Source organism: Pseudomonas sp. NFX15, from assembly GCF_049132105.1.
Classification (GTDB): Bacteria; Pseudomonadota; Gammaproteobacteria; order Pseudomonadales; family Pseudomonadaceae; genus Aquipseudomonas.
Genome location: NZ_JAFMPV010000040.1, coordinates 1 through 19,525, shown reverse-complemented (window position 1 = coordinate 19,525; position 19,525 = coordinate 1). Strand labels below are relative to the sequence as shown.

Annotated in this window: 18 protein-coding genes; 15 read left to right on the top strand and 3 right to left on the bottom strand. The window is 60.3% G+C overall.

Going from position 1 to position 19,525, the window contains the following annotated elements; genetic code table 11:
* Positions 1-50 precede the first annotated feature (50 nt).
* The 14 genes from hscA to J1D76_RS26250 all read left to right on the top strand — a co-directional run bounded on the left by hscA (position 51) and on the right by J1D76_RS26250 (position 14,014).
* On the top strand, positions 51-1,913 hold the full coding sequence (gene hscA, locus J1D76_RS26315; protein WP_421141246.1) for a Fe-S protein assembly chaperone HscA: 1,863 nt from the start codon (positions 51-53) through the stop codon (positions 1,911-1,913).
* Positions 1,914-1,915: 2 nt separating this feature from the next.
* Positions 1,916-2,257 carry an ISC system 2Fe-2S type ferredoxin gene (fdx, locus tag J1D76_RS26310; RefSeq protein ID WP_421141244.1) on the top strand — a complete coding sequence of 114 codons (342 nt, stop codon included), beginning with the start codon at positions 1,916-1,918 and terminating at the stop codon, positions 2,255-2,257.
* 14 nt (positions 2,258-2,271) lie between these two features.
* Positions 2,272-2,472: a Fe-S cluster assembly protein IscX gene (iscX, locus tag J1D76_RS26305; protein ID WP_421141243.1), complete on the top strand. Its 201-nt coding sequence runs from the start codon at positions 2,272-2,274 to the stop codon at positions 2,470-2,472.
* Between the two features lie 88 nt (positions 2,473-2,560).
* Entirely contained in the window at positions 2,561-2,986 is a 426-nt protein-coding gene (ndk, locus tag J1D76_RS26300) for a nucleoside-diphosphate kinase (RefSeq protein WP_007916882.1), read from the top strand.
* A 28-nt stretch (positions 2,987-3,014) separates the two neighbouring features.
* Complete coding sequence (rlmN, locus tag J1D76_RS26295; protein ID WP_421141241.1) at positions 3,015-4,163, top strand: 23S rRNA (adenine(2503)-C(2))-methyltransferase RlmN; 1,149 nt, start codon at positions 3,015-3,017, stop codon at positions 4,161-4,163.
* Between the two features lie 12 nt (positions 4,164-4,175).
* Positions 4,176-4,934, top strand: a complete 759-nt coding sequence (gene pilW, locus J1D76_RS26290; RefSeq protein WP_421141240.1) for a type IV pilus biogenesis/stability protein PilW — start codon at positions 4,176-4,178, stop codon at positions 4,932-4,934.
* Positions 4,934-5,959 (top strand): RodZ domain-containing protein, encoded by a 1,026-nt coding sequence (locus J1D76_RS26285; protein WP_421141238.1) that lies wholly within the window; start codon positions 4,934-4,936, stop codon positions 5,957-5,959. The genes pilW and J1D76_RS26285 overlap by 1 nt, the downstream gene beginning before the upstream one ends.
* Before the next feature lie 3 nt (positions 5,960-5,962).
* Positions 5,963-7,072 carry a flavodoxin-dependent (E)-4-hydroxy-3-methylbut-2-enyl-diphosphate synthase gene (gene ispG / locus J1D76_RS26280; protein WP_003185136.1) on the top strand — a complete coding sequence of 370 codons (1,110 nt, stop codon included), beginning with the start codon at positions 5,963-5,965 and terminating at the stop codon, positions 7,070-7,072.
* 36 nt (positions 7,073-7,108) lie between these two features.
* Positions 7,109-8,398, top strand: coding sequence for a histidine--tRNA ligase (gene hisS, locus J1D76_RS26275; RefSeq protein WP_413420832.1), 1,290 nt, complete (start codon positions 7,109-7,111; stop codon positions 8,396-8,398).
* Between the two features lie 41 nt (positions 8,399-8,439).
* A complete protein-coding gene (locus tag J1D76_RS26270) occupies positions 8,440-9,081 on the top strand; it encodes a YfgM family protein (protein WP_421141237.1) in 642 nt (213 codons plus the stop codon).
* Positions 9,074-10,225 (top strand): outer membrane protein assembly factor BamB, encoded by a 1,152-nt coding sequence (gene bamB, locus J1D76_RS26265; RefSeq protein WP_421141236.1) that lies wholly within the window; start codon positions 9,074-9,076, stop codon positions 10,223-10,225. Before J1D76_RS26270 ends, bamB begins: the two co-directional genes overlap by 8 nt.
* 235 nt (positions 10,226-10,460) lie before the next feature.
* The gene (der, locus tag J1D76_RS26260; RefSeq protein ID WP_421141235.1) at positions 10,461-11,930 is read left to right on the top strand and encodes a ribosome biogenesis GTPase Der; all 1,470 of its coding nucleotides are present in this window, start codon (positions 10,461-10,463) and stop codon (positions 11,928-11,930) included.
* Positions 11,931-12,086: 156 nt separating this feature from the next.
* A complete protein-coding gene (locus J1D76_RS26255) occupies positions 12,087-13,235 on the top strand; it encodes a pyridoxal phosphate-dependent aminotransferase (RefSeq protein WP_421141234.1) in 1,149 nt (382 codons plus the stop codon).
* Positions 13,223-14,014 carry an amidohydrolase gene (locus J1D76_RS26250; protein WP_421141232.1) on the top strand — a complete coding sequence of 264 codons (792 nt, stop codon included), beginning with the start codon at positions 13,223-13,225 and terminating at the stop codon, positions 14,012-14,014. The genes J1D76_RS26255 and J1D76_RS26250 overlap by 13 nt, the downstream gene beginning before the upstream one ends.
* A gap of 186 nt (positions 14,015-14,200) precedes the next feature.
* On the opposite strand, the gene leuA is transcribed toward J1D76_RS26250, so the two are convergent.
* From leuA to xseA, 3 genes are all read right to left on the bottom strand, one after another.
* Positions 14,201-15,880: a 2-isopropylmalate synthase gene (gene leuA / locus J1D76_RS26245; RefSeq protein WP_421141231.1), complete on the bottom strand. Its 1,680-nt coding sequence runs from the start codon at positions 15,878-15,880 to the stop codon at positions 14,201-14,203.
* 452 nt (positions 15,881-16,332) lie between these two features.
* On the bottom strand, positions 16,333-17,154 hold the full coding sequence (locus tag J1D76_RS26240; RefSeq protein WP_421141230.1) for a peptidoglycan DD-metalloendopeptidase family protein: 822 nt from the start codon (positions 17,152-17,154) through the stop codon (positions 16,333-16,335).
* Positions 17,155-17,157: 3 nt separating this feature from the next.
* Positions 17,158-18,537 carry an exodeoxyribonuclease VII large subunit gene (gene xseA / locus J1D76_RS26235; protein ID WP_421141229.1) on the bottom strand — a complete coding sequence of 460 codons (1,380 nt, stop codon included), beginning with the start codon at positions 18,535-18,537 and terminating at the stop codon, positions 17,158-17,160.
* A gap of 125 nt (positions 18,538-18,662) precedes the next feature.
* Here xseA and J1D76_RS26230 point away from each other — a divergent pair, with 125 nt between their 5' ends.
* Positions 18,663-19,430 carry a sulfite exporter TauE/SafE family protein gene (locus J1D76_RS26230; protein WP_421141228.1) on the top strand — a complete coding sequence of 256 codons (768 nt, stop codon included), beginning with the start codon at positions 18,663-18,665 and terminating at the stop codon, positions 19,428-19,430.
* Positions 19,431-19,525: the final 95 nt, after the last annotated feature.

Sequence of the window (19,525 nt, the reverse complement as noted above, 5' to 3'; positions counted from 1 at the left end):
CCAGTGCCGCTCCGGTCGCACGCCTGATATACAGATAAGTCCTGATAACGATGGCCCTACTGCAGATCGCCGAACCCGGCCAAAGTCCTCAACCACACCAGCGTCGCCTGGCTGTGGGGATCGACTTGGGCACTACCAATTCGCTGGTCGCTGCATTGCGCAGTGGTCTTTGCGAGCCGCTTGCCGACGCAGAAGGGCGGGTCATCCTGCCGTCTGCCGTGCGCTACCACGCCGATCGCGTCGAGGTGGGCGAATCCGCCAAGCTGGCGGCCGCTACCGATCCCTTGAACACGGTGCTGTCGGTCAAGCGCTTGATGGGTCGTGGTCTGTCCGACGTCAAGCAATTGGGCGACCAACTGCCGTACCGCTTTGTCGGTGGCGAGTCGCACATGCCGTTCATCGACACGATCCAGGGTCCGAAAAGCCCGGTCGAAGTCTCTGCCGACATCCTCAAGGTCCTGCGTCAGCGCGCTGAAGCGACCTTGGGCGGCGAGCTGGTGGGGGCGGTGATCACCGTTCCGGCCTATTTCGACGACGCCCAGCGTCAAGCCACCAAGGACGCGGCCAAGCTGGCCGGCCTGAACGTGCTGCGTCTGCTCAACGAGCCGACTGCTGCCGCTGTGGCTTACGGTCTGGATCAGCACGCCGAAGGCCTGGTCGCGATCTACGACCTGGGCGGCGGCACTTTTGATATTTCGATTCTGCGCCTGACCGGCGGTGTCTTCGAAGTCCTGGCTACCGGCGGCGACAGCGCCCTGGGCGGCGATGACTTCGACCACGCCATTGCTGGCTGGATCATCGAGGGCGCCGGCCTGTCCGCCAACCTCGATCCGGGTGCGCAGCGTCAATTGCTACAAACGGCCTGCGCTGCCAAGGAAGCGCTGACCCATGCTTCGTCGGTCGAAGTGGCACACGGCGACTGGAAAGCCGAGCTGACTCGCGAAGCTTTCGATGCGCTGATCGAGCCGATGGTTGCTCGCAGCCTGAAAGCCTGTCGCCGCGCGGTGCGTGATTCCGGCATCGAACTGGAAGACGTGCATGCCGTGGTCATGGTGGGTGGTTCGACCCGCGTGCCTCGCGTTCGCGAAGCCGTTGCCCAAGCCTTCGGTCGTCAGCCGCTGACTGAAATCGATCCGGATCAAGTGGTGGCCATTGGTGCTGCGATCCAGGCCGATACCCTGGCTGGCAACAAGCGTGATGGCGGCGAGCTGTTGTTGCTGGACGTGATTCCGTTGTCCCTGGGGCTGGAAACCATGGGCGGCCTGATGGAAAAGGTGATTCCGCGCAATACCACCATCCCCGTCGCCCGCGCCCAGGATTTCACCACGTATAAAGACGGCCAGTCGGCCATGGCCATCCATGTGTTGCAGGGCGAGCGCGAACTGATCAGCGACTGCCGCTCCCTGGCACGCTTTGAATTGCGCGGCATTCCGGCCATGGTGGCGGGTGCGGCGAAGATTCGCGTGACCTTCCAGGTCGATGCCGATGGTCTGCTCAGCGTTTCCGCTCGCGAACTGGGTTCGGGCGTTGAAGCCAGCATTCAGGTCAAGCCGTCCTACGGCCTGACCGACGGCGAAATCGCCAAGATGCTCAAGGATTCGTTCCAGCACGCCAATGACGACAAGGTTGCCCGCGTACTGCGTGAGCAGCAGGTCGATGCGCAGCGCCTGGTCGAGGCGGTGCAAGGTGCTCTGGAGGCTGATGGTGAGCGTTTGCTCGATGCCGAAGAGCGCATGGTCATCGACCTGCAGGTGCAGGAACTGATCGAACTGATGAAAGGTACCGATGGCTACGCCATCGAGCAGCAGACCAAGCGTCTGTCGCAAGTGACCGACGCTTTTGCCGCCCGTCGCATGGATTCGACCGTGAAAGCCGCGCTGGCGGGCCGCAACCTGAATGAGATTGAGGAATAACGATGCCGCAGGTCATTTTTCTGCCACACGAGAAGTTCTGCCCTGATGGCATGGTTGTTGAGGCCGAGACCGGTACCTCTATCCTCGAACTGGCCCACGAACATCACATCGAGATGGAAAGTGCCTGTGGCGGCGTCTGCGCCTGCACCACTTGCCACTGCATCATCCGCGAGGGATTCGACTCGCTGGAAGAGGCCGACGAACTGGAAGAAGACTACCTTGATAAGGCCTGGGGCCTTGAGCGTGAGTCCCGCCTGGGCTGCCAGGCCAAGGTCGGTACTGAAGACCTGACCGTCGAGATTCCGAAGTATTCGCTCAACCACGCCGCCGAAGCACCGCACTGATTCAAGGAATTGTCATGAAACTCAAGTGGACTGATGTGCTGGAGATCGCGATCCAGCTAGCCGACAGCAAGCCCGACGTGGACCCTATGTCGGTCAACTTCGTCGATCTGCGCAAATGGGTGATGGAATTGCCCGAGTTCGACGACAAGCCTGAGCATTGTGGCGAAAAGATCCTGGAGGCCATTCAGGCCCACTGGATCGAAGAACGCGACTGAGCCACGCCGCAGGTTAGGCAATACCCGAGAACCCGCGTATAATTCGCGGGTTTAATTTTTCGTAAATTACCGTTTCTGGAGTTACACCATGGCTGTTCAACGTACTTTCTCCATCATCAAGCCTGACGCAGTTGCAAAAAACGTTATCGGCGAGATCACCACTCGTTTCGAAAAAGCTGGCCTGCGCGTTGTAGCTTCGAAACTCAAGCAACTGTCCAAAGCTGAAGCTGAAGGCTTCTACGCTGAGCACAGCGCTCGTGGTTTCTTCGGCGACCTGGTTGCTTTCATGATCTCCGGTCCGGTTGTCGTTCAGGTTCTGGAAGGCGAAAACGCTATCGCTCTGAACCGTGAGCTGATGGGCGCTACCAACCCTAAAGAAGCTGCTGCCGGCACCATCCGCGCTGACTTCGCTGACTCCATCGACGCCAACGCTGTACACGGTTCGGACTCCGAAGCCGCTGCCGCTCGCGAAATCTCGTACTTCTTCGCAGCTACTGAAGTAACCACTCGCTAAGCATTGGCTTAAGAGTGAAGGTGAATCCATGACTACATCGACTGTAAAAACTAACCTGCTGGGTCTGACTCAGCTGGAAATGGAAAAATTCTTCGACTCAATCGGGGAGAAGCGTTTCCGTGCCGGTCAGGTAATGAAATGGATTCACCACTTTGGTGTCGATGATTTCGACGCCATGACGAACGTCAGCAAGGCCTTGCGCGAAAAGCTCAAGGCTGTTGCTGAGGTCCGTGGTCCGGAAGTGGTCAGCGAGGACATCTCCAGCGACGGCACCCGTAAATGGGTGGTGCGCGTGGCGTCCGGCAGCTGCGTCGAGACCGTGTACATTCCCCAGGGCAAACGTGGCACCTTGTGCGTTTCGTCCCAGGCAGGCTGTGCCCTGGATTGCAGTTTCTGCTCCACCGGCAAGCAAGGCTTCAACAGCAACCTCACCGCCGCCGAAGTCATCGGCCAGGTGTGGATTGCCAACAAATCCTTTGGCAGCGTCCCGGCAACCGTCGACCGTGCCATCACCAACGTGGTGATGATGGGCATGGGTGAGCCGCTGCTGAACTTCGACAACGTCGTCGCGGCCATGCACTTGATGATGGACGACCTGGGCTACGGCATTTCCAAGCGCCGTGTGACCCTGTCGACCTCCGGCGTGGTGCCGATGATCGATGAGCTCTCCAAGCACATCGACGTCTCCCTGGCGTTGTCCCTGCACGCACCGAATGACGCATTGCGTAACCAATTGGTGCCGATCAACAAGAAGTATCCGCTTAAGATGCTGCTCGAGTCGTGCCAGCGCTATATGTCGAGTCTTGGCGAAAAGCGCGTGCTGACCATCGAATACACCTTGCTCAAGGACATCAACGACAAGGTTGAGCACGCTGTGGAGATGATCGAGTTGCTCAAGAATGTCCCGTGCAAGATCAACCTGATCCCGTTCAACCCGTTCCCGCATTCGGGGTACGAGCGTCCTAGCAACAACGCCATTCGTCGTTTCCAGGATCAGCTTCATCACGCCGGTTTCAACGTCACTGTCCGTACCACCCGTGGTGAAGACATCGACGCTGCCTGTGGTCAATTGGTAGGGCAGGTGCTGGATCGCACCCGTCGCAGCGAACGTTACATCGCCGTGCGTGAATTGAACGCCGACAGCGATGCCGCTTCGAGCGCTGCGAACAACAATTAAGAGAGGATCTCTATGCCCCTGCGCTTCGCGCTGCTTTTGCTGTTGGCCAGTCTGTGTGCTGGCTGCGTGCTTTCGGGTGACTACAACCCGATGAAGACCAGCAAGGGCCGTGATGAAGCGCGGCAGGCATACGTTCAGTTGGGGATCGGGTACTTGCAGCAGGGCATGACCGAGCGCGCCAAGGTCCCGCTGAGAAAGGCGCTGGAACTGGACGCCGCCGACCCGGATGCCAATGCGGCGCTGGGCCTGGTGTTCCAGGCCGAGATGGAGCCGGAGTTGGCCGACGAACATTTTCGCAAGGCGCTGTCTGCGCAACCCGGCGATGCGCGGATCCTCAATAACTACGGCAGTTTTCTTTTCGAGCAAAAACGTTACAAGCAAGCCTACGAACGCTTCGAACAAGCCGCCGCCGATAGCCTGTATCCTGAGCGTTCGCGAGTGTTCGAGAACCTGGGCATGACCGCTTCGATGCTCGGCGAGCGTGACCTGGCCCAGCAGCAACTGGAAAAAGCCCTGCGACTGAACCGTCAACAACCGCGCGCATTGCTGGAAATGGCTGAGTTGTCTTACGAAGACAGGCATTATGTGCCCGCGCGTGAGTACTACGATCGTTTTAGCCTGCTTGCCGAGCAAAATGCACGTAGTCTATTGCTCGGCGTTCGGCTGGCAACCGTGTTTGAAGATCGCGACAAGGCAGCCAGTAAAGGCCTGCAACTAAAAAGACTCTATCCCGGTACGCCGGAATATCAGCAATACCTGTCGGAGCAATGATGAAAGCGGCGCATCCCGAAGTTGTAGCAGCGAATCGCGTTAACCCCGGTGAAACTTTGCGCCAGGCTCGCGAAAGCAATGGCTGGTCGCTGGCCGAAGTGGCCCTCAAGCTCAACCTCACCACCACCTCCCTGAGCAATCTGGAAGCCGGCGCTTTCGACAAGCTGCCTGGGCACACCTTTGCCCGTGGCTATATTCGCGCCTATGCCAAGTTGCTGGGCATGGACCAGGCCGTGCTGGTCCAGCAATTCGACCAATCCACCGGTACCGATTCCCAGGGCAGCAACGTCCACAGCCTGGGTCGAATCGAAGAGCCGGTGCGGGTTTCCCACACCATTTTGCGTATCGTCAGCCTGTTGTTGCTGATTGCGGTCATCGGTGGCGGCTTTGTCTGGTGGCAGGACCAGACCTCGATGCGCAACAAGGACCTGATTGGCCTGGCCCCGGAACACGTTGAAGTCGAAGGCGCTGACGGTACGACGCAGATTCATCCGCTGGACGAGCCGGAAGACCAGGCTGTCGCGCAAGGTCAGGCTGAAACCAGCACCGCCCTCGCGTTGCCACAAGCTGAAACACCGGAGCAGGCACCGGCTGAAACCCAGCCAGCGGCCCCGGCGGCTGCACCCGTGGCACCCGCACCGACCGCACCTGCTCACAGCACGGCGCCAGTCGTCGCGACACCGGCAACGCCAGCCCCGGCCGTTCCAGCCGTGCCGGCTCCGGTAATGACTTCACCGGTTGCATCGAGTGCTCCAGCCCAGGCGCCAGCGGCTCCGGCTGCCGGCCAGGGCCAGGTGCAGATCCAGTTCGTCGCCGATTGCTGGACTCAAGTGACCGACGGTGGCGGCAAGGTGCTATTCAGTGGTCTCAAGCGTAAAGGCGACAGCCTGGCTGTCAATGGCAAGCCGCCGTTCGCCGTGCGCCTGGGCTATGCCCGTGGCGCACAGGTCAGCTACAACGGCCAGTCGGTCGATGTTGCTCCGTTCACCAGTGGCGAGACTGCTCGCCTGAAGTTGGGTCAATAAGTCATGCACGGCGAATCTCCAATCAAGCGTCGCGAATCCCGCAAGATCTGGGTCGGTAACGTGCCTGTTGGCGGCGATGCGCCTATCGCTGTGCAGAGCATGACCAACAGCGACACCAATGATGTCGCGGCCACGGTTGCGCAAATCAATCGCTTGGAAGCGGCCGGCGTCGACATCGTGCGGGTTTCCGTCCCGGACATGGACGCCGCCGAAGCCTTCGGCAAGATCAAGCAACTGGTCAAAGTGCCACTGGTAGCCGACATTCACTTCGACTACCGGATCGCTTTGCGCGTCGCCGAACTCGGTGTCGATTGCCTGCGGATCAACCCGGGCAACATCGGTCGCGAAGACCGTGTGCGTGCGGTGGTCGATGCCGCCCGTGACCGCGGGATCCCGATCCGCATCGGCGTTAACGCCGGTTCCCTGGAAAAAGACCTGCAAAAAAAATACGGCGAGCCGACCCCAGCCGCGCTGGTCGAGTCCGCCTTGCGTCACGTCGAGCACCTCGAACGCCTGAATTTCCAGGACTTCAAGGTCAGCGTGAAGGCCTCCGACGTGTTCATGGCCGTCGAAGCCTACCGCCTGCTGGCCAAGGAGATCGTCCAGCCGCTGCACCTGGGTATCACCGAAGCCGGTGGTTTGCGTTCCGGCACGGTGAAATCCGCCGTGGGCCTCGGTATGCTGCTCGCCGAAGGGATTGGCGATACTATCCGCATCTCGTTGGCGGCCGACCCGGTCGAGGAAGTGAAAGTCGGCTACGACATTCTCAAATCCCTGCACCTGCGTTCCCGTGGCATCAACTTCATTGCCTGCCCGAGCTGCTCGCGGCAGAACTTCGATGTGGTCAAGACCATGAACGAGCTGGAAGGGCGTCTCGAAGATCTGCTGGTGCCGCTGGATGTCGCGGTCATCGGTTGCGTGGTCAACGGCCCGGGTGAAGCCAAGGAAGCCCATATTGGCTTGACCGGCGGCACGCCGAACCTGATTTACATCGACGGCAAGCCGTCGCAGAAGCTGACCAATGACAATCTGGTGGATGAGCTTGAACGCTTGATCCGTCAGAAAGCGGCCGAAAAGGTCGAAGCTGACGCTGCCGTTATTGCGCGCGGCTGATCCCGACGACGCGCCGAACGAATTTAAGGATTTAAAGTGAGCAAGTCTCTGCAAGCCATTCGTGGCATGAACGACATCCTGCCCGAACAGACTCCCCTGTGGCGTCACTTCGAAGGCACTGTTTCACGCCTGCTGGATAACTACGGTTACAAGCAGATCCGCATGCCGATCGTCGAGTTCACCGAGCTGTTCAAGCGTTCCATCGGTGAAGTGACCGACATCGTCGAAAAAGAGATGTACACCTTCGACGATCGCAACGGCGATTCCCTGACCCTGCGCCCGGAAGGCACGGCGGCCTGTGTGCGTGCGGTGCTGGAACACGGCATTACCGGCGGCGGCCAGGTCCAGAAACTCTGGTACATCGGCCCGATGTTCCGCCACGAGCGTCCGCAGAAAGGCCGTTATCGCCAGTTCCACCAGATCGGTGTCGAGGTGTTCAACCTTGACGGTCCGGACATCGACGCCGAGCTGATCGTGCTGACCTGGCGCCTGTGGGGCGAGCTGGGCATCCGCGATGCGGTCAAGCTCGAACTCAACAGCCTGGGCACCAGCGAGTCCCGTGGTCGCTACCGTGAAGCGCTGGTCGAGTACCTCTCGGCGCACATGGACAAGCTCGACGAAGACAGCCAGCGTCGCCTGAAAACCAACCCGCTGCGGGTTCTTGATACCAAGAACGCCGACACCCAGGCGGTATTGGTCGATGCGCCGAAAATGGCCGACTACCTTGACGAAGAGTCCCGGGTGCACTTCGAGGGCCTCAAGGCTCGCCTGGATGCCGCCGGTATTCCTTACGTGATCAACCCGAAGCTGGTTCGCGGGCTGGATTACTACAGCAAGACCGTATTCGAATGGGTCACCGACAAGCTCGGCGCCCAGGGCACTGTCTGCGCCGGTGGCCGTTACGACGGCCTGGTGGAGCAGATGGGCGGCAAGCCGACCGCTGGCGTAGGTTTCGCCATGGGCATCGAGCGCCTGGTACTGCTGCTGGAAACCCTGGAGCAGATCCCGCAAGAGATCTCCCGTCAGGTCGACGTGTACCTCTGCGCCTTCGGCGAAGCCGCTGAGCTCGCCGGCCTGACCCTGGCCGAGCGTGTACGTGACCAGTTGCCAAACCTGCGCCTGCAAGTGAATGCCGGCGCCGGCAGTTTCAAAAGCCAGTTCAAGAAAGCCGACAAGAGCGGTGCGCTGTATGCACTGATCCTCGGTGACGACGAAATGGCCCAGCAAGTGGTAGGTTTCAAACCCCTGCGTGGCCAGGGCGAACAACAAAGCATTGCCTGGGATGCGCTTGCCGCTCACCTGGCCACCTGCGTCGTGCAGGGTTGAAGCTGTCTAAACAGCCGAATTAGCAATTAAGGAGTATTGGGGTGTCGAGTACCGAAGACGAACAGCTGGCGGATTTGAAGGAATGGTGGTCACGCAACGGTAAGCCCCTGGTCACTGGCGGCCTGTTGGCGCTGGTCATCGTGTTCGGCTGGCAAGCGTTCCACAAGTATCAGAGCAACCAGTCGCAAGGCGCGTCGATGCTCTATCAGCAATTGCTGGAAACCACGCTGACGCCTGACGGCAAGCCTGATGCAGCCCGTGTCGCTGACCTGGCTGGCAAGCTCAACAGCGAGTTCGGCGGCAGCGCCTACGCGCAGTACGGCAGCCTGTTCGTCGCCAAGGTGGCGGTCGACAGCGGCAAACTGGACGACGCCGCCAGCGAGCTCAAAGCCATCGTCGACAAACCGGCCAACCCGGCGCTCGGTGAAATCGCTCGTCAGCGCCTGGCTCAAGTAATGGGTGCGCAGAACAAGGCCGACGAAGCGCTGAAGCTGCTCGATGGCGATGCCGACAAGGCGTTCCTGGCCACGCGCGAAGAGCTCAAGGGCGACCTGCTGGTGCAGTTGGGTCGTACCGACGAGGCGAGCGCAGCGTATCAAAAAGCCAAGGCGGCACTGTCGGATGAAGCGGCGGTCGGTGGCCTACAAATCAAGCTGGACGACCTGGCCAAAGGGGATGCGTGACGTGATTCGTTGGAAACATGCAGCATTGCTGGCTCTGGCCTTGTTGGCCGCGGGTTGCAGCAGCAACAGCAAGAAAGAGTTGCCACCGGCTGAACTGGTCGACTTCAAGGAAGAAGTGGTTCTGCATAAAGAGTGGAGTCGTTCGATCGGTGACGGTCAGGGCGAAACCTACAACATGCTGGTTCCGGCGATCGATGGCGAGACCATCTACGCAGCCGACGTCACCGGTGTGGTGATGGCGATGGATCGCAACACGGGCGACGTCAAATGGAAGAAATCGCTCGATCTGCCTGTTTCCGGCGCGGTTGGCGTTGGCTACGGTCTGGTCACGATTGGTACGCTCAAGGGTGAAATCATTGCCCTGGACGCGATCAACGGTGAAGAAAAGTGGCGCGCTCGTGTGTCCAGCGAAGTCCTCGCACCGCCGGCCAACAACGGTGATGTTGTCGTGGTTCAAACCCAGGACGATCGTCTGATCGGCTTGGACGCCTCTACCGGCAACCGTCGCTGGATCTACGACAGTACCCCTGCGGTACTGACTTTGCGTGGAACCAGTGCGCCGATCGTGACCAACCGTCTCGCGGTGGCTGGCCTGTCGACCGGTAAAGTGGTTGCCGTGGATATTTCCAACGGCGTACCGGTATGGGAACAGCGCGTAGCGATCCCGCAAGGTCGTTCGGAGCTGGAGCGCGTGGTGGATATCGACGGTGGCTTGCTGCTGTCGGGCGAGACGCTCTACGTCGCCAGCTACCAGGGCCGTGTTGCCGCGCTGGACCTGCAAAGCGGCCGTCAGCTGTGGCAGCGTGATGCCTCCAGCTACGCCGGTATTGCACAAGGTTTCGGCAACGTCTACGTGAGCCTGTCTTCCGGTACCGTTGAAAGCGTCGACGAGCGTTCCACCACAGCCTTGTGGAGCAACGATTCGCTGGCCCGTCGTCAACTGTCGGCCCCGGAAGTGTTCTCCAGCTACGTTGCAGTCGGTGACCTGGAAGGTTACCTGCACCTGTTGAGTCAGGTGGACGGCCGTTTCGTCGGTCGCGAGCGCATCGACAGCGACGGCCTGCGCGCCCGTCCGCTGGTGGTGGGTGACACGATTTATGTGTATGGCAACAGCGGCAAACTGGAAGCCCTGACCATCAAGTAACAACTATGCTTGGGGTTAACACCCCAGGCAGCTTCACTGTTTGTGAAACTGTAGGAGCGAGCCTGCTCGCGATGGACGTTAACGATGACGTTGGCACCCTGAATAAACGCGGTGTCTATGCGTTTTTCGCGAGCAAGCTCGCTCCTGCAAAAAAACACGCGGTGATTGCCCCGAGCACCAGCCGCTGCCTCGCAGCGGCTTTTGTATTTTCTGAAATAACGAAGTGGAGAGCCGCATGGTTCCCGTAATCGCCCTGGTGGGCCGACCGAACGTCGGCAAATCCACCTTGTTCAACCGCCTGACCAGGACTCGTGACGCCATCGTTGGCGACTTGTCCGGTCTGACCCGTGATCGCCAGTACGGTGAGGCCAAGTGGCAAGGGCGTTCCTACATTCTGATCGACACCGGTGGTATCTCCGGTGACGAGCACGGTATGGACGAAAAAATGGCCGAGCAGTCGCTGCTGGCCATTGAAGAAGCCGATGTCGTTCTGTTCCTGGTAGATGCCAAGGCCGGTTTCACCGCCGCCGACCAGATGATCGCCGAGCATTTGCGTAAACGAAACAAGCGTTCCCACGTAGTCGCCAACAAGGTCGACAACATCGACCCGGAAATGGCCCGCGCCGAATTCGCCCCGTTGGGCATGGGCCACGCGATTCCGATCGCCGGCGCCCACGGCCGTGGTATCACCCAATTGCTGGAAGCGGCACTGAGTGAATTCCCGAAAGATGACGATGAGCTGGAAGAAGGCGAGGAGGAAATCGTCGCCGAAGGCGAGGAAGCCAAGCGAATTCCTGGCCCAAGCGAAAAAGACGGGATCAAGATCGCCATCATCGGCCGTCCGAACGTCGGCAAGTCGACCCTGGTCAACCGCATGCTCGGTGAAGACCGGGTAATCGTCTACGACCAGCCCGGCACCACCCGCGACAGTATCTACATCCCGTTCGAGCGTAACGACGAGAAGTACACGCTGATCGACACCGCCGGTGTGCGCAAGCGCGGCAAGATCCACGAAGAAGTCGAAAAGTTCTCCGTGGTCAAAACCCTGCAAGCGATCAAAGACGCCAACGTCGTCATCTTCGTGATGGACGCCCGCGAAGGCGTGGTGGATCACGACCTCAATCTGTTGGGCTTCGCCATTGAGTCGGGTCGTGCGCTGGTCATCGCGATCAACAAGTGGGACGGCATGACACCGAGCGAGCGCGACTTCGTGAAGGTCGAGCTGCAACGTCGCCTGTTCTTCGTTGACTACGCCGACATCCACTTTATCTCGGCCCTGCACGGCACTGGCGTGGGCAACCTCTACGCGTCGGTACAGAACTCGTTCAAGTCCGCGGTCACCCGCTGGCCGACCAGCCGCCTGACCCAGATTCTCGAAGATGCGGTCAGCGAGCACCAGCCGCCGATGGTCAACAGCCGCCGGATCAAGCTGCGTTATGCGCACCTGGGTGGCGCGAACCCGCCGATCATCGTGATTCACGGTAACCAGATCGAGAAGGTGCCGAAGTCTTACGTGCGTTACCTCGAGAACACTTACCGCCGTGTGCTGAAGCTGGTCGGTACGCCGATCCGCATCGAGTTCAAGGGCGGCGAGAACCCGTTCGAAGGCAAGAAAACCACGCTGACCGACCGCCAGGTCAACAAGAAGCGTCGCATGATGTCGCACCACAAAAAGGCCGACAAAAAACGCCGCGACAAAAAATAGAAGCAGCTTTGGTTGATCCAAGGCCTTGCCGGATTCCCTGTGGGATCGAGTTGAAGAAAGGGTGCTTTATGCGCCCTTTTTTTATGGGCGCCGGATGGGCTATCCTCGGGCTCTCCCGCGCCGTCGTAGAGCCGGGTGTAGAGCAGGGAATCACCGATGATCACCAGTAAGCTGCCGAATGTCGGCATCACTATCTTCACTCAGATGTCTCAACTCGCGGCGCAAACCGGGGCAATCAACCTGTCCCAGGGTTTTCCCGATTTCGCGGCCCCGCAAGCCTTGTGCGATGCGGTCGGCCGACATATCGCCAGTGGCCATAACCAATATTCGCCCATGACCGGGTTGCCGGTGTTGCGCCAACAGATTGCGGCGAAAATTGCTCGCAGTTATGGCGTGCAGGTGAATGTGGATACGGAAGTGACAGTCACCCCGGGCGCGACAGAGGCGATTTTCTGCGCCATCCAGGCGGTTATCCACGGCGGTGACGAAGTCATCGTGTTTGACCCGGCATACGACAGCTACGAACCCTCGGTCGAGCTGGCCGGCGGTCGTTGCGTGCATGTGCAACTGGGCCTGAATGATTTCAGCATCGACTTCGAGAAGCTGGCCCAGGCATTGAGTCCGCGCACGCGGATGATCATTCTCAACGCTCCGCACAACCCCAGTGGTGCGCTGATCAGCCGTGCCGAACTTGACCAGTTGGCAGCCTTGATCCGTGATCGCGATATCTATGTGATCAGCGACGAAGTCTATGAACACCTGGTGTATGACGGCGTGCCCCACGTCAGCGTGCTGGCCCATGAAGAGCTGTATCAGCGCGCCTTCGTGGTCAGTTCGTTCGGCAAGACCTACCACGTCACCGGCTGGAAAACCGGCTACGTGGTCGCGCCGCCGGCCCTGACGGCGGAGTTGCGCAAGGTGCACCAGTACGTGAATTTTTGTGGCGTGACACCGCTGCAATACGCCTTGGCTGATTACATGGCCGAGCACCCTGAGCACGTCGAAGAACTGCCGGATTTCTATCAGGCCAAGCGTGACCTGTTCTGCGACCTGCTGACGCCGTCGCGTTTCAGTTTCACCCGGGTGACCGGCACTTATTTCCAGTTGCTCGATTACTCGCAGATTCGCCCGGACCTCAATGACGTCGAGATGTCCCTGTGGATGACCCGCGAGCATGGCGTGGCCAGTATCCCGATTTCGGTGTTCTACCAGACGCCGCCACAAGGCCAGCGCCTGGTGCGGCTGTGCTTTGCCAAGCGTGAGGAGACCCTGCGTGAAGCAGCGGAAAAACTATGCGTGATCTGAGTGCATTGCCCAATCTGAAGGTGGCGCTGATCCAGACCACATTGGCCTGGCACGACCGTCAGGCCAACCTGGAGCATTTCGAACCCTTGCTGGAACAGGCTCGTGGCGCCGACCTGATCATCCTGCCCGAGATGTTCACCACCGGTTTTTCCATGGAGTCCGAATCGCTTGCGGAAGCGGAAAACGGGCCGACCAGTAAATGGTTGCGCGTGCAGGCTGCAAAGCTCGATGCCGTCATCACCGGCAGCGTAATCGTTCAGGCCGCCGATGGCAGTCATCGCAATCGCCTGCTGTGGGCGCGCCCGGATGGTGAAGTGTGGCACTACGACAAGCGCCACCTGTTTCGCATGGCCGGTGAGCACAACCACTACACCCCGGGTGAACGCCAGGTGCAGTTCGAGCTCAAGGGCTGGCGCGTGCGGCCGCTGATTTGCTACGACTTGCGCTTCCCGGTGTGGAGCCGCGATGCCCAAGATACCGACTTGCTGCTGTACACCGCGAACTGGCCGGGGGCTCGACGCCAACACTGGAATCGTTTGTTGCCTGCACGGGCAATCGAGAACCTGTGTTATGTAGCGGCGGTCAATCGCATCGGCACGGATGGCAAGGGCTTTGCGTACACCGGTGACAGCCAGGTGCTGGATTTCCAGGGCGAGACGCTGCTCAGCGCTGGCGAGGCGGACGGGGTGTTCATGGTGACGCTGGAGGCGGCGGAACTGGCGGCGTATCGGCAGCGGTTTCCGGCGAATCTGGATGCCGACACCTTTGAATTCACCTGAGCTTTTTGTTGCCTGACAGACCGCTTTCGCGAGCAGGCTCGCTCCTACATTGGATCGGTGTGAGCACGGTCACTGTAGGAGCGAGCCTACTCGCGATGAGGTACTGACAGGCGACACAAAAATGGAAGGCAAACAAAAAGGCCCCAAGGTTCGCACCTTGGGGCCTTTTGCATTTCGGCCTACCGCTTACGCCGCTTTTGCTTCCGGCTGGCTCAGCGAGCGGTTCAGCGCGCTGAACAGGGCCTTGAAGCTGGCGGTTGTGATGTTTTCGTCGATACCGACGCCATGCACCGCACGTTCACCGTTCACTCGCAGCTCAATGTAGGCCGCGGCCTTGGCATTGGTGCCCGCGCCGATGGCGTGTTCGTTGTAGTCCATGATTTCCACCGGTACCGGCAAGCCGGCCACCAGGGCTTCGAGGGCGCCGTTGCCCTTGCCGCGCCAGTGCAGGTTGGTCTCGCCCTGGCCTTTGCTGGCCACTTCGACTTCCACGGCGCTGTTGCCGTTTTCTTCCTGCAGGCGATGGCTGACCAGCGCGTACGGGGTGTTGGCTTGCAGGTATTCGCTGTGCAGCAACGCGTGGATTTGCTGGGCAGTCATTTCCAGTCCGAGACGGTCGGTTTCACGTTGCACGACCTGGCTAAACTCGATCTGCATGCGGCGCGGCAGGCTGATGCCGTATTCCTGCTCCAGCAGGTAGGCGATACCGCCCTTGCCCGACTGGCTGTTGACGCGGATGACCGCTTCGTAGCTGCGGCCGATGTCGGCCGGGTCGATCGGCAAGTAAGGCACTTCCCACAGGGCATCGGATTTCTGCTGGGCGAAGCCCTTGCGGATTGCATCCTGGTGCGAGCCGGAGAACGCGGTATGTACCAGGTCGCCGACGTACGGGTGACGCGGGTGCACCTGGATCTGGTTGCACTCTTCGACGACTTTGCGTACGCCGTCGATGTCGGAGAAGTCCAGTTGCGGGTCCAGGCCCTGGGTGTACATGTTCAGGGCCACGGTCACCAGGTCAACGTTACCGGTACGCTCGCCGTTGCCGAACAGGCAACCTTCGACACGGTCGGCGCCAGCCATCAGGCCCAGTTCAGTGGCGGCAACACCAGTGCCACGGTCATTGTGGGTATGCAGGCTGATGATCACGCTGTCACGGCGGTTGATGTGACGGCCGAACCATTCGATCTGGTCGGCGTAGATGTTCGGAGTCGCGCATTCGACGGTGGCCGGCAGGTTGAGGATCATCTTGTGCTCAGGCGTCGGGTTCCAGACCTCGATCACCGCGTCGCAGACTTCCTTGGCGAACTCCATTTCAGTGGCGCTGAAAGTCTCTGGCGAGTACTCGAAGGTCCACTCGGTGTCCGGCTGCATGGCCGCGTATTTGACGAACAGCTTGGCCGCGCTGACGGCAATTTCCTTGATCCCGGCCTTGTCCTGGTTGAAGACAATACGGCGGAAGGAAGGGGAGGTCGCGTTGTACAGGTGAACGATGGCTTTCTTCGCCCCGCGCAGGGATTCGAAGGTACGCTCGATCAGGTCTTCACGGCCCTGGGTCAGCACCTGGATGGTGGTGTCGTCCGGGATGTGATTGTCTTCGATCAGGGTACGGACGAAGTCGAAGTCGGTTTGCGAAGCGGCCGGGAACGAGGCTTCGATTTCCTTCACGCCAACCTGCACCAGGGTTTTCCAGAAACGCAGCTTCTTGACCGCGTCCATCGGCTCGATCAACGACTGGTTGCCGTCGCGCAGGTCGGAACTGCACCAGATCGGCGCGGCGGTGATGGTTTTCGATGGCCAGGTGCGGTCCGGGATGTCGATGGTCGGGAACGCGCGGTATTTCGAAGACGGGTCTTTGAGCATGCTCATCGGGAAATCCTTATTGTGTGGGCCGAAAAAAGGCGGCCTGCCGGTGGATCAAAAGTGCTTGGATTGACGCTGAGGACGAGGCACCACGATTCAACCTGGCAGTCGTGCACTGACGAGGCACAGGCTGCGGTGCTGCCGGAGCTGAATGAGGGTGTGAGAGGTTTTCATGCCTTCAACCCTAACCGCGAGGGGGGAGGTTGGCAAGCAGTCGAAAAAAATTGAGAGGAATACTCGTGTGCGGGTGTTTCTCGCGATTTTATTGCTGAAAATGGTTTTGTTGATTGTGTTGTTTGCGCGAGGTTTGAGAGGGGCGCAATTGGGTAGACGCCATGGCCAAAGGTTTCTGGTGCCTGGAATGGCCCTTTCGCGGGCAAGCCCGCTCCTACCGGTTCAGTGCAATCCCTTGCAGGAGCGAGCCTGCTCCTGAAGGGGCCATCAGCCTCGGCGAGGACTCAGGGTTGGAACGCACCAATGAAAATCGCCGGATCAACCCGCGCATCGTTCAGGCTGACGTTCCAGTGCATGTGCGGCCCGGTCGCTCGCCCCGTCGCGCCGACTTTGCCAACCACACCGCCCCGCGCCAGTTGCTGCCCGACCTTCACGTCGATTTTCGACAGGTGACAGAACATGCTGATAAAGCCCTGGCCGTGGTCGACGAACACTGTGTTGCCGTTGAAGAAGTAGTTACCGATCAGGATCACCTTGCCGGCGGCCGGGGTCTTGATCGGCGTGCCGGCTGGCACGGCGAAGTCCAGGCCAGAGTGGGGATTGCGTTCTTCACCGTTGAAAAAGCGTCGCACACCGAACTTGCTCGACAGCGGCCCATTCACCGGTTTGTCCAGCAGCAGATTGCTTGGCGTGTTCGGGCTGAAGCTGCGATAGGCGGCGATTTGCTCGGCCAGTTCACGTTCGATGCGCTTGAGGTTCTGTTGGTCTGGATTGACCTGCTGCGTGTTTTTCAGGGTGATGTGCTGCTCCGGGTATTTCTTGTTGCCAACCGTAAAATTCAGCGTGCGACCGCTGCTACTGACCGATTGGGCCCCGGGCCCGACCGTCAGCGGCAGGCCGACGATGGCCAGCCAGTTGTTCTGTTCTTTCACGACCAAAACGGGTTTGCCTTGATACGTGGCTTTTGGCGCTTGTGCGGACGCGCCCAGGTCCACCACGGCAACGCCGCCCGGCACGGGTTTGTTCAAGGCTCGGGTGATGAAACTGTCGGCGTGGGCGTTGAGGGTCAGGCACAGCAACAGCAGTGGAGCGAGAAAACGCGGCATGGATCAATCCAGTAAAGAGAGGGTGACAGGCGTCAGGTGATTGTCTTCGACGCGCACTTGCAGTTCACCTTCACCCAGCTTGGCCTTCAGGCGCTGGCCGGTGTGGGTCTGCGCGGCGTTGCGGATCGCATTGCCGCGCTCGTCCAGCAAAATGCTGTAACCACGGCCGAGGGTCGCCAGCGGGCTGACCACATGCAGCGTCTGCATCTGGCTGTGCAATTGCAGGCGACGGTTCTTCAGTCCTTCGCGGATGGCGCGTGGCAGGCGTTCGGCGAGGCTGTCGAGGCGCTGGCGCAGCATTGCCAGTTGCCGGCCCGGATGCTGCCCGGCCAAACGGGTTTCCAGGCGGATCAGGCGTTCGCGACGAGTATTGAGGCTGCGCTCGAAGGCGCGGCGCATGCGCATGTCCAGGTCGTCCAGGCGCTGTGCTTGCTGGCGCAGGCGCTCGCCGGGGTGACGCAAACGTCGGGAAATGCCCTCCAGGCGCAGGCGGTCGCGCACCAAGCGGTCACGCATGCGCATCACCAGACGGCGGTGCAGACTTTCGACCCGGCGCACCAGGTCGCTGGAGTCCGGCGCGAGCAATTCGGCGGCGGCGGAGGGTGTCGGCGCGCGAACGTCGGCGACGAAGTCGCTGATCGACACGTCGGTTTCATGGCCGACGGCACTGACAATCGGCGTCACGCAAGCGTCTACGGCACGGGCAACAGCTTCTTCGTTGAAGCACCAGAGGTCCTCCAGCGAGCCACCGCCTCGGGCCAGGATCAGCGCGTCGAAACCGCGGGCATCGGCCAGCTTCAGGGCGCGGACAATCTGCGCGGTCGCTTCGCGGCCCTGTACGGCAGTGGGAATCAGGGTCAGCTGTATCTGCGGTGCGCGGCGGCGGAACACGCTGATGATGTCGCGGATCACCGCTCCGGTGGGCGAGCTGATGATGCCGATGCGCTGCGGATGCGCGGGCAACGGCACCTTGCGTTCGGCACTGAACAGGCCTTCGGCGCTGAGTTTTTCCTTCAAGGCATCGAAGGCCAGGCGCAACGCGCCGTCGCCCGCTGGCTCTACGGTATCGAGGATCAGCTGATAATCACCGCGCCCCTCGAACAGCGAGACTTTGCCGCGCACCTTGACCGCGAGCCCGTCCTTCAACGCCTGGCGAACCCGCGCGGCGTTCTGTCGAAACAGTGCGCAACGCACCTGGGCGCCGCTGTCCTTGAGGGTGAAATACACGTGGCCCGACGCCGGGCGGGCGAGGTTGGAGATTTCGCCTTCGACCCAGATGTTGCTGAACACGTCTTCGAGCAACACCCGCGCGCGGCCATTGAGCTGGCTGACCGTCAGGACCTCACGGTCCAGGCCGAGTCTGGAAAAGGGATCTTTAATCATGGGGCGCAGTTTAAAGGCATTTGCCCGGCAATCTCCACGACTCAACACAATTCCCTGGTAGGAGCGAGCAGGCTCGCTCCTACAGGAGGTAAAGTGGCAGTAGGTCAATCAAGGAAGATATCGGGATGAGTGTGTTTGAGTTGTTGAACCAATGGCCCTTCAGCGCCATGGACTGGCTGATCATCGGCGCCGCCATCGCCCTGGCCTACATCGTGTTCGGCATCGCCGGTTTTGGCACCGCGCTGGTGGCCGGGCCGATTCTGATTCTGTTCATGCCGCTGTCGAAAATAGTGCCGTTGCTGGTGTTGCTCGATTTCGTAGCGGCTTTCGGCAACCTGTTGCCTTCACGGCGTGATGTCGCCAAGCCGGAACTGCTGCGGTTGCTGCCGTGCATGGCGGTGGGCTGCACGCTGGGGGTGATTTTCCTGCTGAACCTCAAGTCCGACCTGCTGCTGTTGCTGATGGGGCTGTTTATCAGCGCCTATGCGATTTACAGCCTGTGGATAAATACCCGTCCTGCGCACCTGTCTGCCGCGTGGGCGCTGCCGATGGGCACGGTGGGAGGGCTGTTCGGTGCGTTGTTTGGCAGCGGTGGGTTTTTGTATGCGATCTACCTGAACAGTCGTTTGCCCAAGGAGGCGGCCCGGGCGACCCAAAGTGCGCTGATCAGTTGCAGCACGGTGGTGCGTTTGAGCCTGTTTGCCATTGCTGGTGTGTATGCCGATTGGCCGTTGCTGGTGCTGGCGGTTTGTCTGCTGCCTGCCATGGCGTTGGGGTTGTGGGCGGGACGGAGGTTGACCATGCGCCTGTCCCGCGAAGCGTTCGTGCGTCTGGTGACGTGGCTGGTGCTGGTCAGCGGGATCGCGCTGATCGGGCGTTACTTGAGCACTTGAACATTCAAACTGTGGCGGGGAGCTTTGTGTGGGAGCGAGCCTGCTCGCGATGGAGTGTCAGTCAACACCTATGTGGCTGACACACCATCGCGAGC

Bases quoted from the DNA above. Each gene is read 5' to 3' on its own strand.
- rlmN (WP_421141241.1), top strand. From the start codon at position 3,015: ATGACTACATCGACTGTAAAAACTAACCTGCTGGGTCTGACTCAGCTG.
- leuA (WP_421141231.1), bottom strand. From the start codon at position 15,880: ATGAGCATGCTCAAAGACCCGTCTTCGAAATACCGCGCGTTCCCGACC.
- J1D76_RS26250 (WP_421141232.1), top strand. From the start codon at position 13,223: ATGCGTGATCTGAGTGCATTGCCCAATCTGAAGGTGGCGCTGATCCAG.
- J1D76_RS26240 (WP_421141230.1), bottom strand. From the start codon at position 17,154: ATGCCGCGTTTTCTCGCTCCACTGCTGTTGCTGTGCCTGACCCTCAAC.
- J1D76_RS26285 (WP_421141238.1), top strand. From the start codon at position 4,934: ATGAAAGCGGCGCATCCCGAAGTTGTAGCAGCGAATCGCGTTAACCCC.
- der (WP_421141235.1), top strand. From the start codon at position 10,461: ATGGTTCCCGTAATCGCCCTGGTGGGCCGACCGAACGTCGGCAAATCC.
- ispG (WP_003185136.1), top strand. From the start codon at position 5,963: ATGCACGGCGAATCTCCAATCAAGCGTCGCGAATCCCGCAAGATCTGG.
- J1D76_RS26230 (WP_421141228.1), top strand. From the start codon at position 18,663: ATGAGTGTGTTTGAGTTGTTGAACCAATGGCCCTTCAGCGCCATGGAC.
- J1D76_RS26255 (WP_421141234.1), top strand. From the start codon at position 12,087: ATGATCACCAGTAAGCTGCCGAATGTCGGCATCACTATCTTCACTCAG.
- hscA (WP_421141246.1), top strand. From the start codon at position 51: ATGGCCCTACTGCAGATCGCCGAACCCGGCCAAAGTCCTCAACCACAC.
- ndk (WP_007916882.1), top strand. From the start codon at position 2,561: ATGGCTGTTCAACGTACTTTCTCCATCATCAAGCCTGACGCAGTTGCA.
- xseA (WP_421141229.1), bottom strand. From the start codon at position 18,537: ATGATTAAAGATCCCTTTTCCAGACTCGGCCTGGACCGTGAGGTCCTG.
- bamB (WP_421141236.1), top strand. From the start codon at position 9,074: ATGCGTGACGTGATTCGTTGGAAACATGCAGCATTGCTGGCTCTGGCC.
- fdx (WP_421141244.1), top strand. From the start codon at position 1,916: ATGCCGCAGGTCATTTTTCTGCCACACGAGAAGTTCTGCCCTGATGGC.
- iscX (WP_421141243.1), top strand. From the start codon at position 2,272: ATGAAACTCAAGTGGACTGATGTGCTGGAGATCGCGATCCAGCTAGCC.
- pilW (WP_421141240.1), top strand. From the start codon at position 4,176: ATGCCCCTGCGCTTCGCGCTGCTTTTGCTGTTGGCCAGTCTGTGTGCT.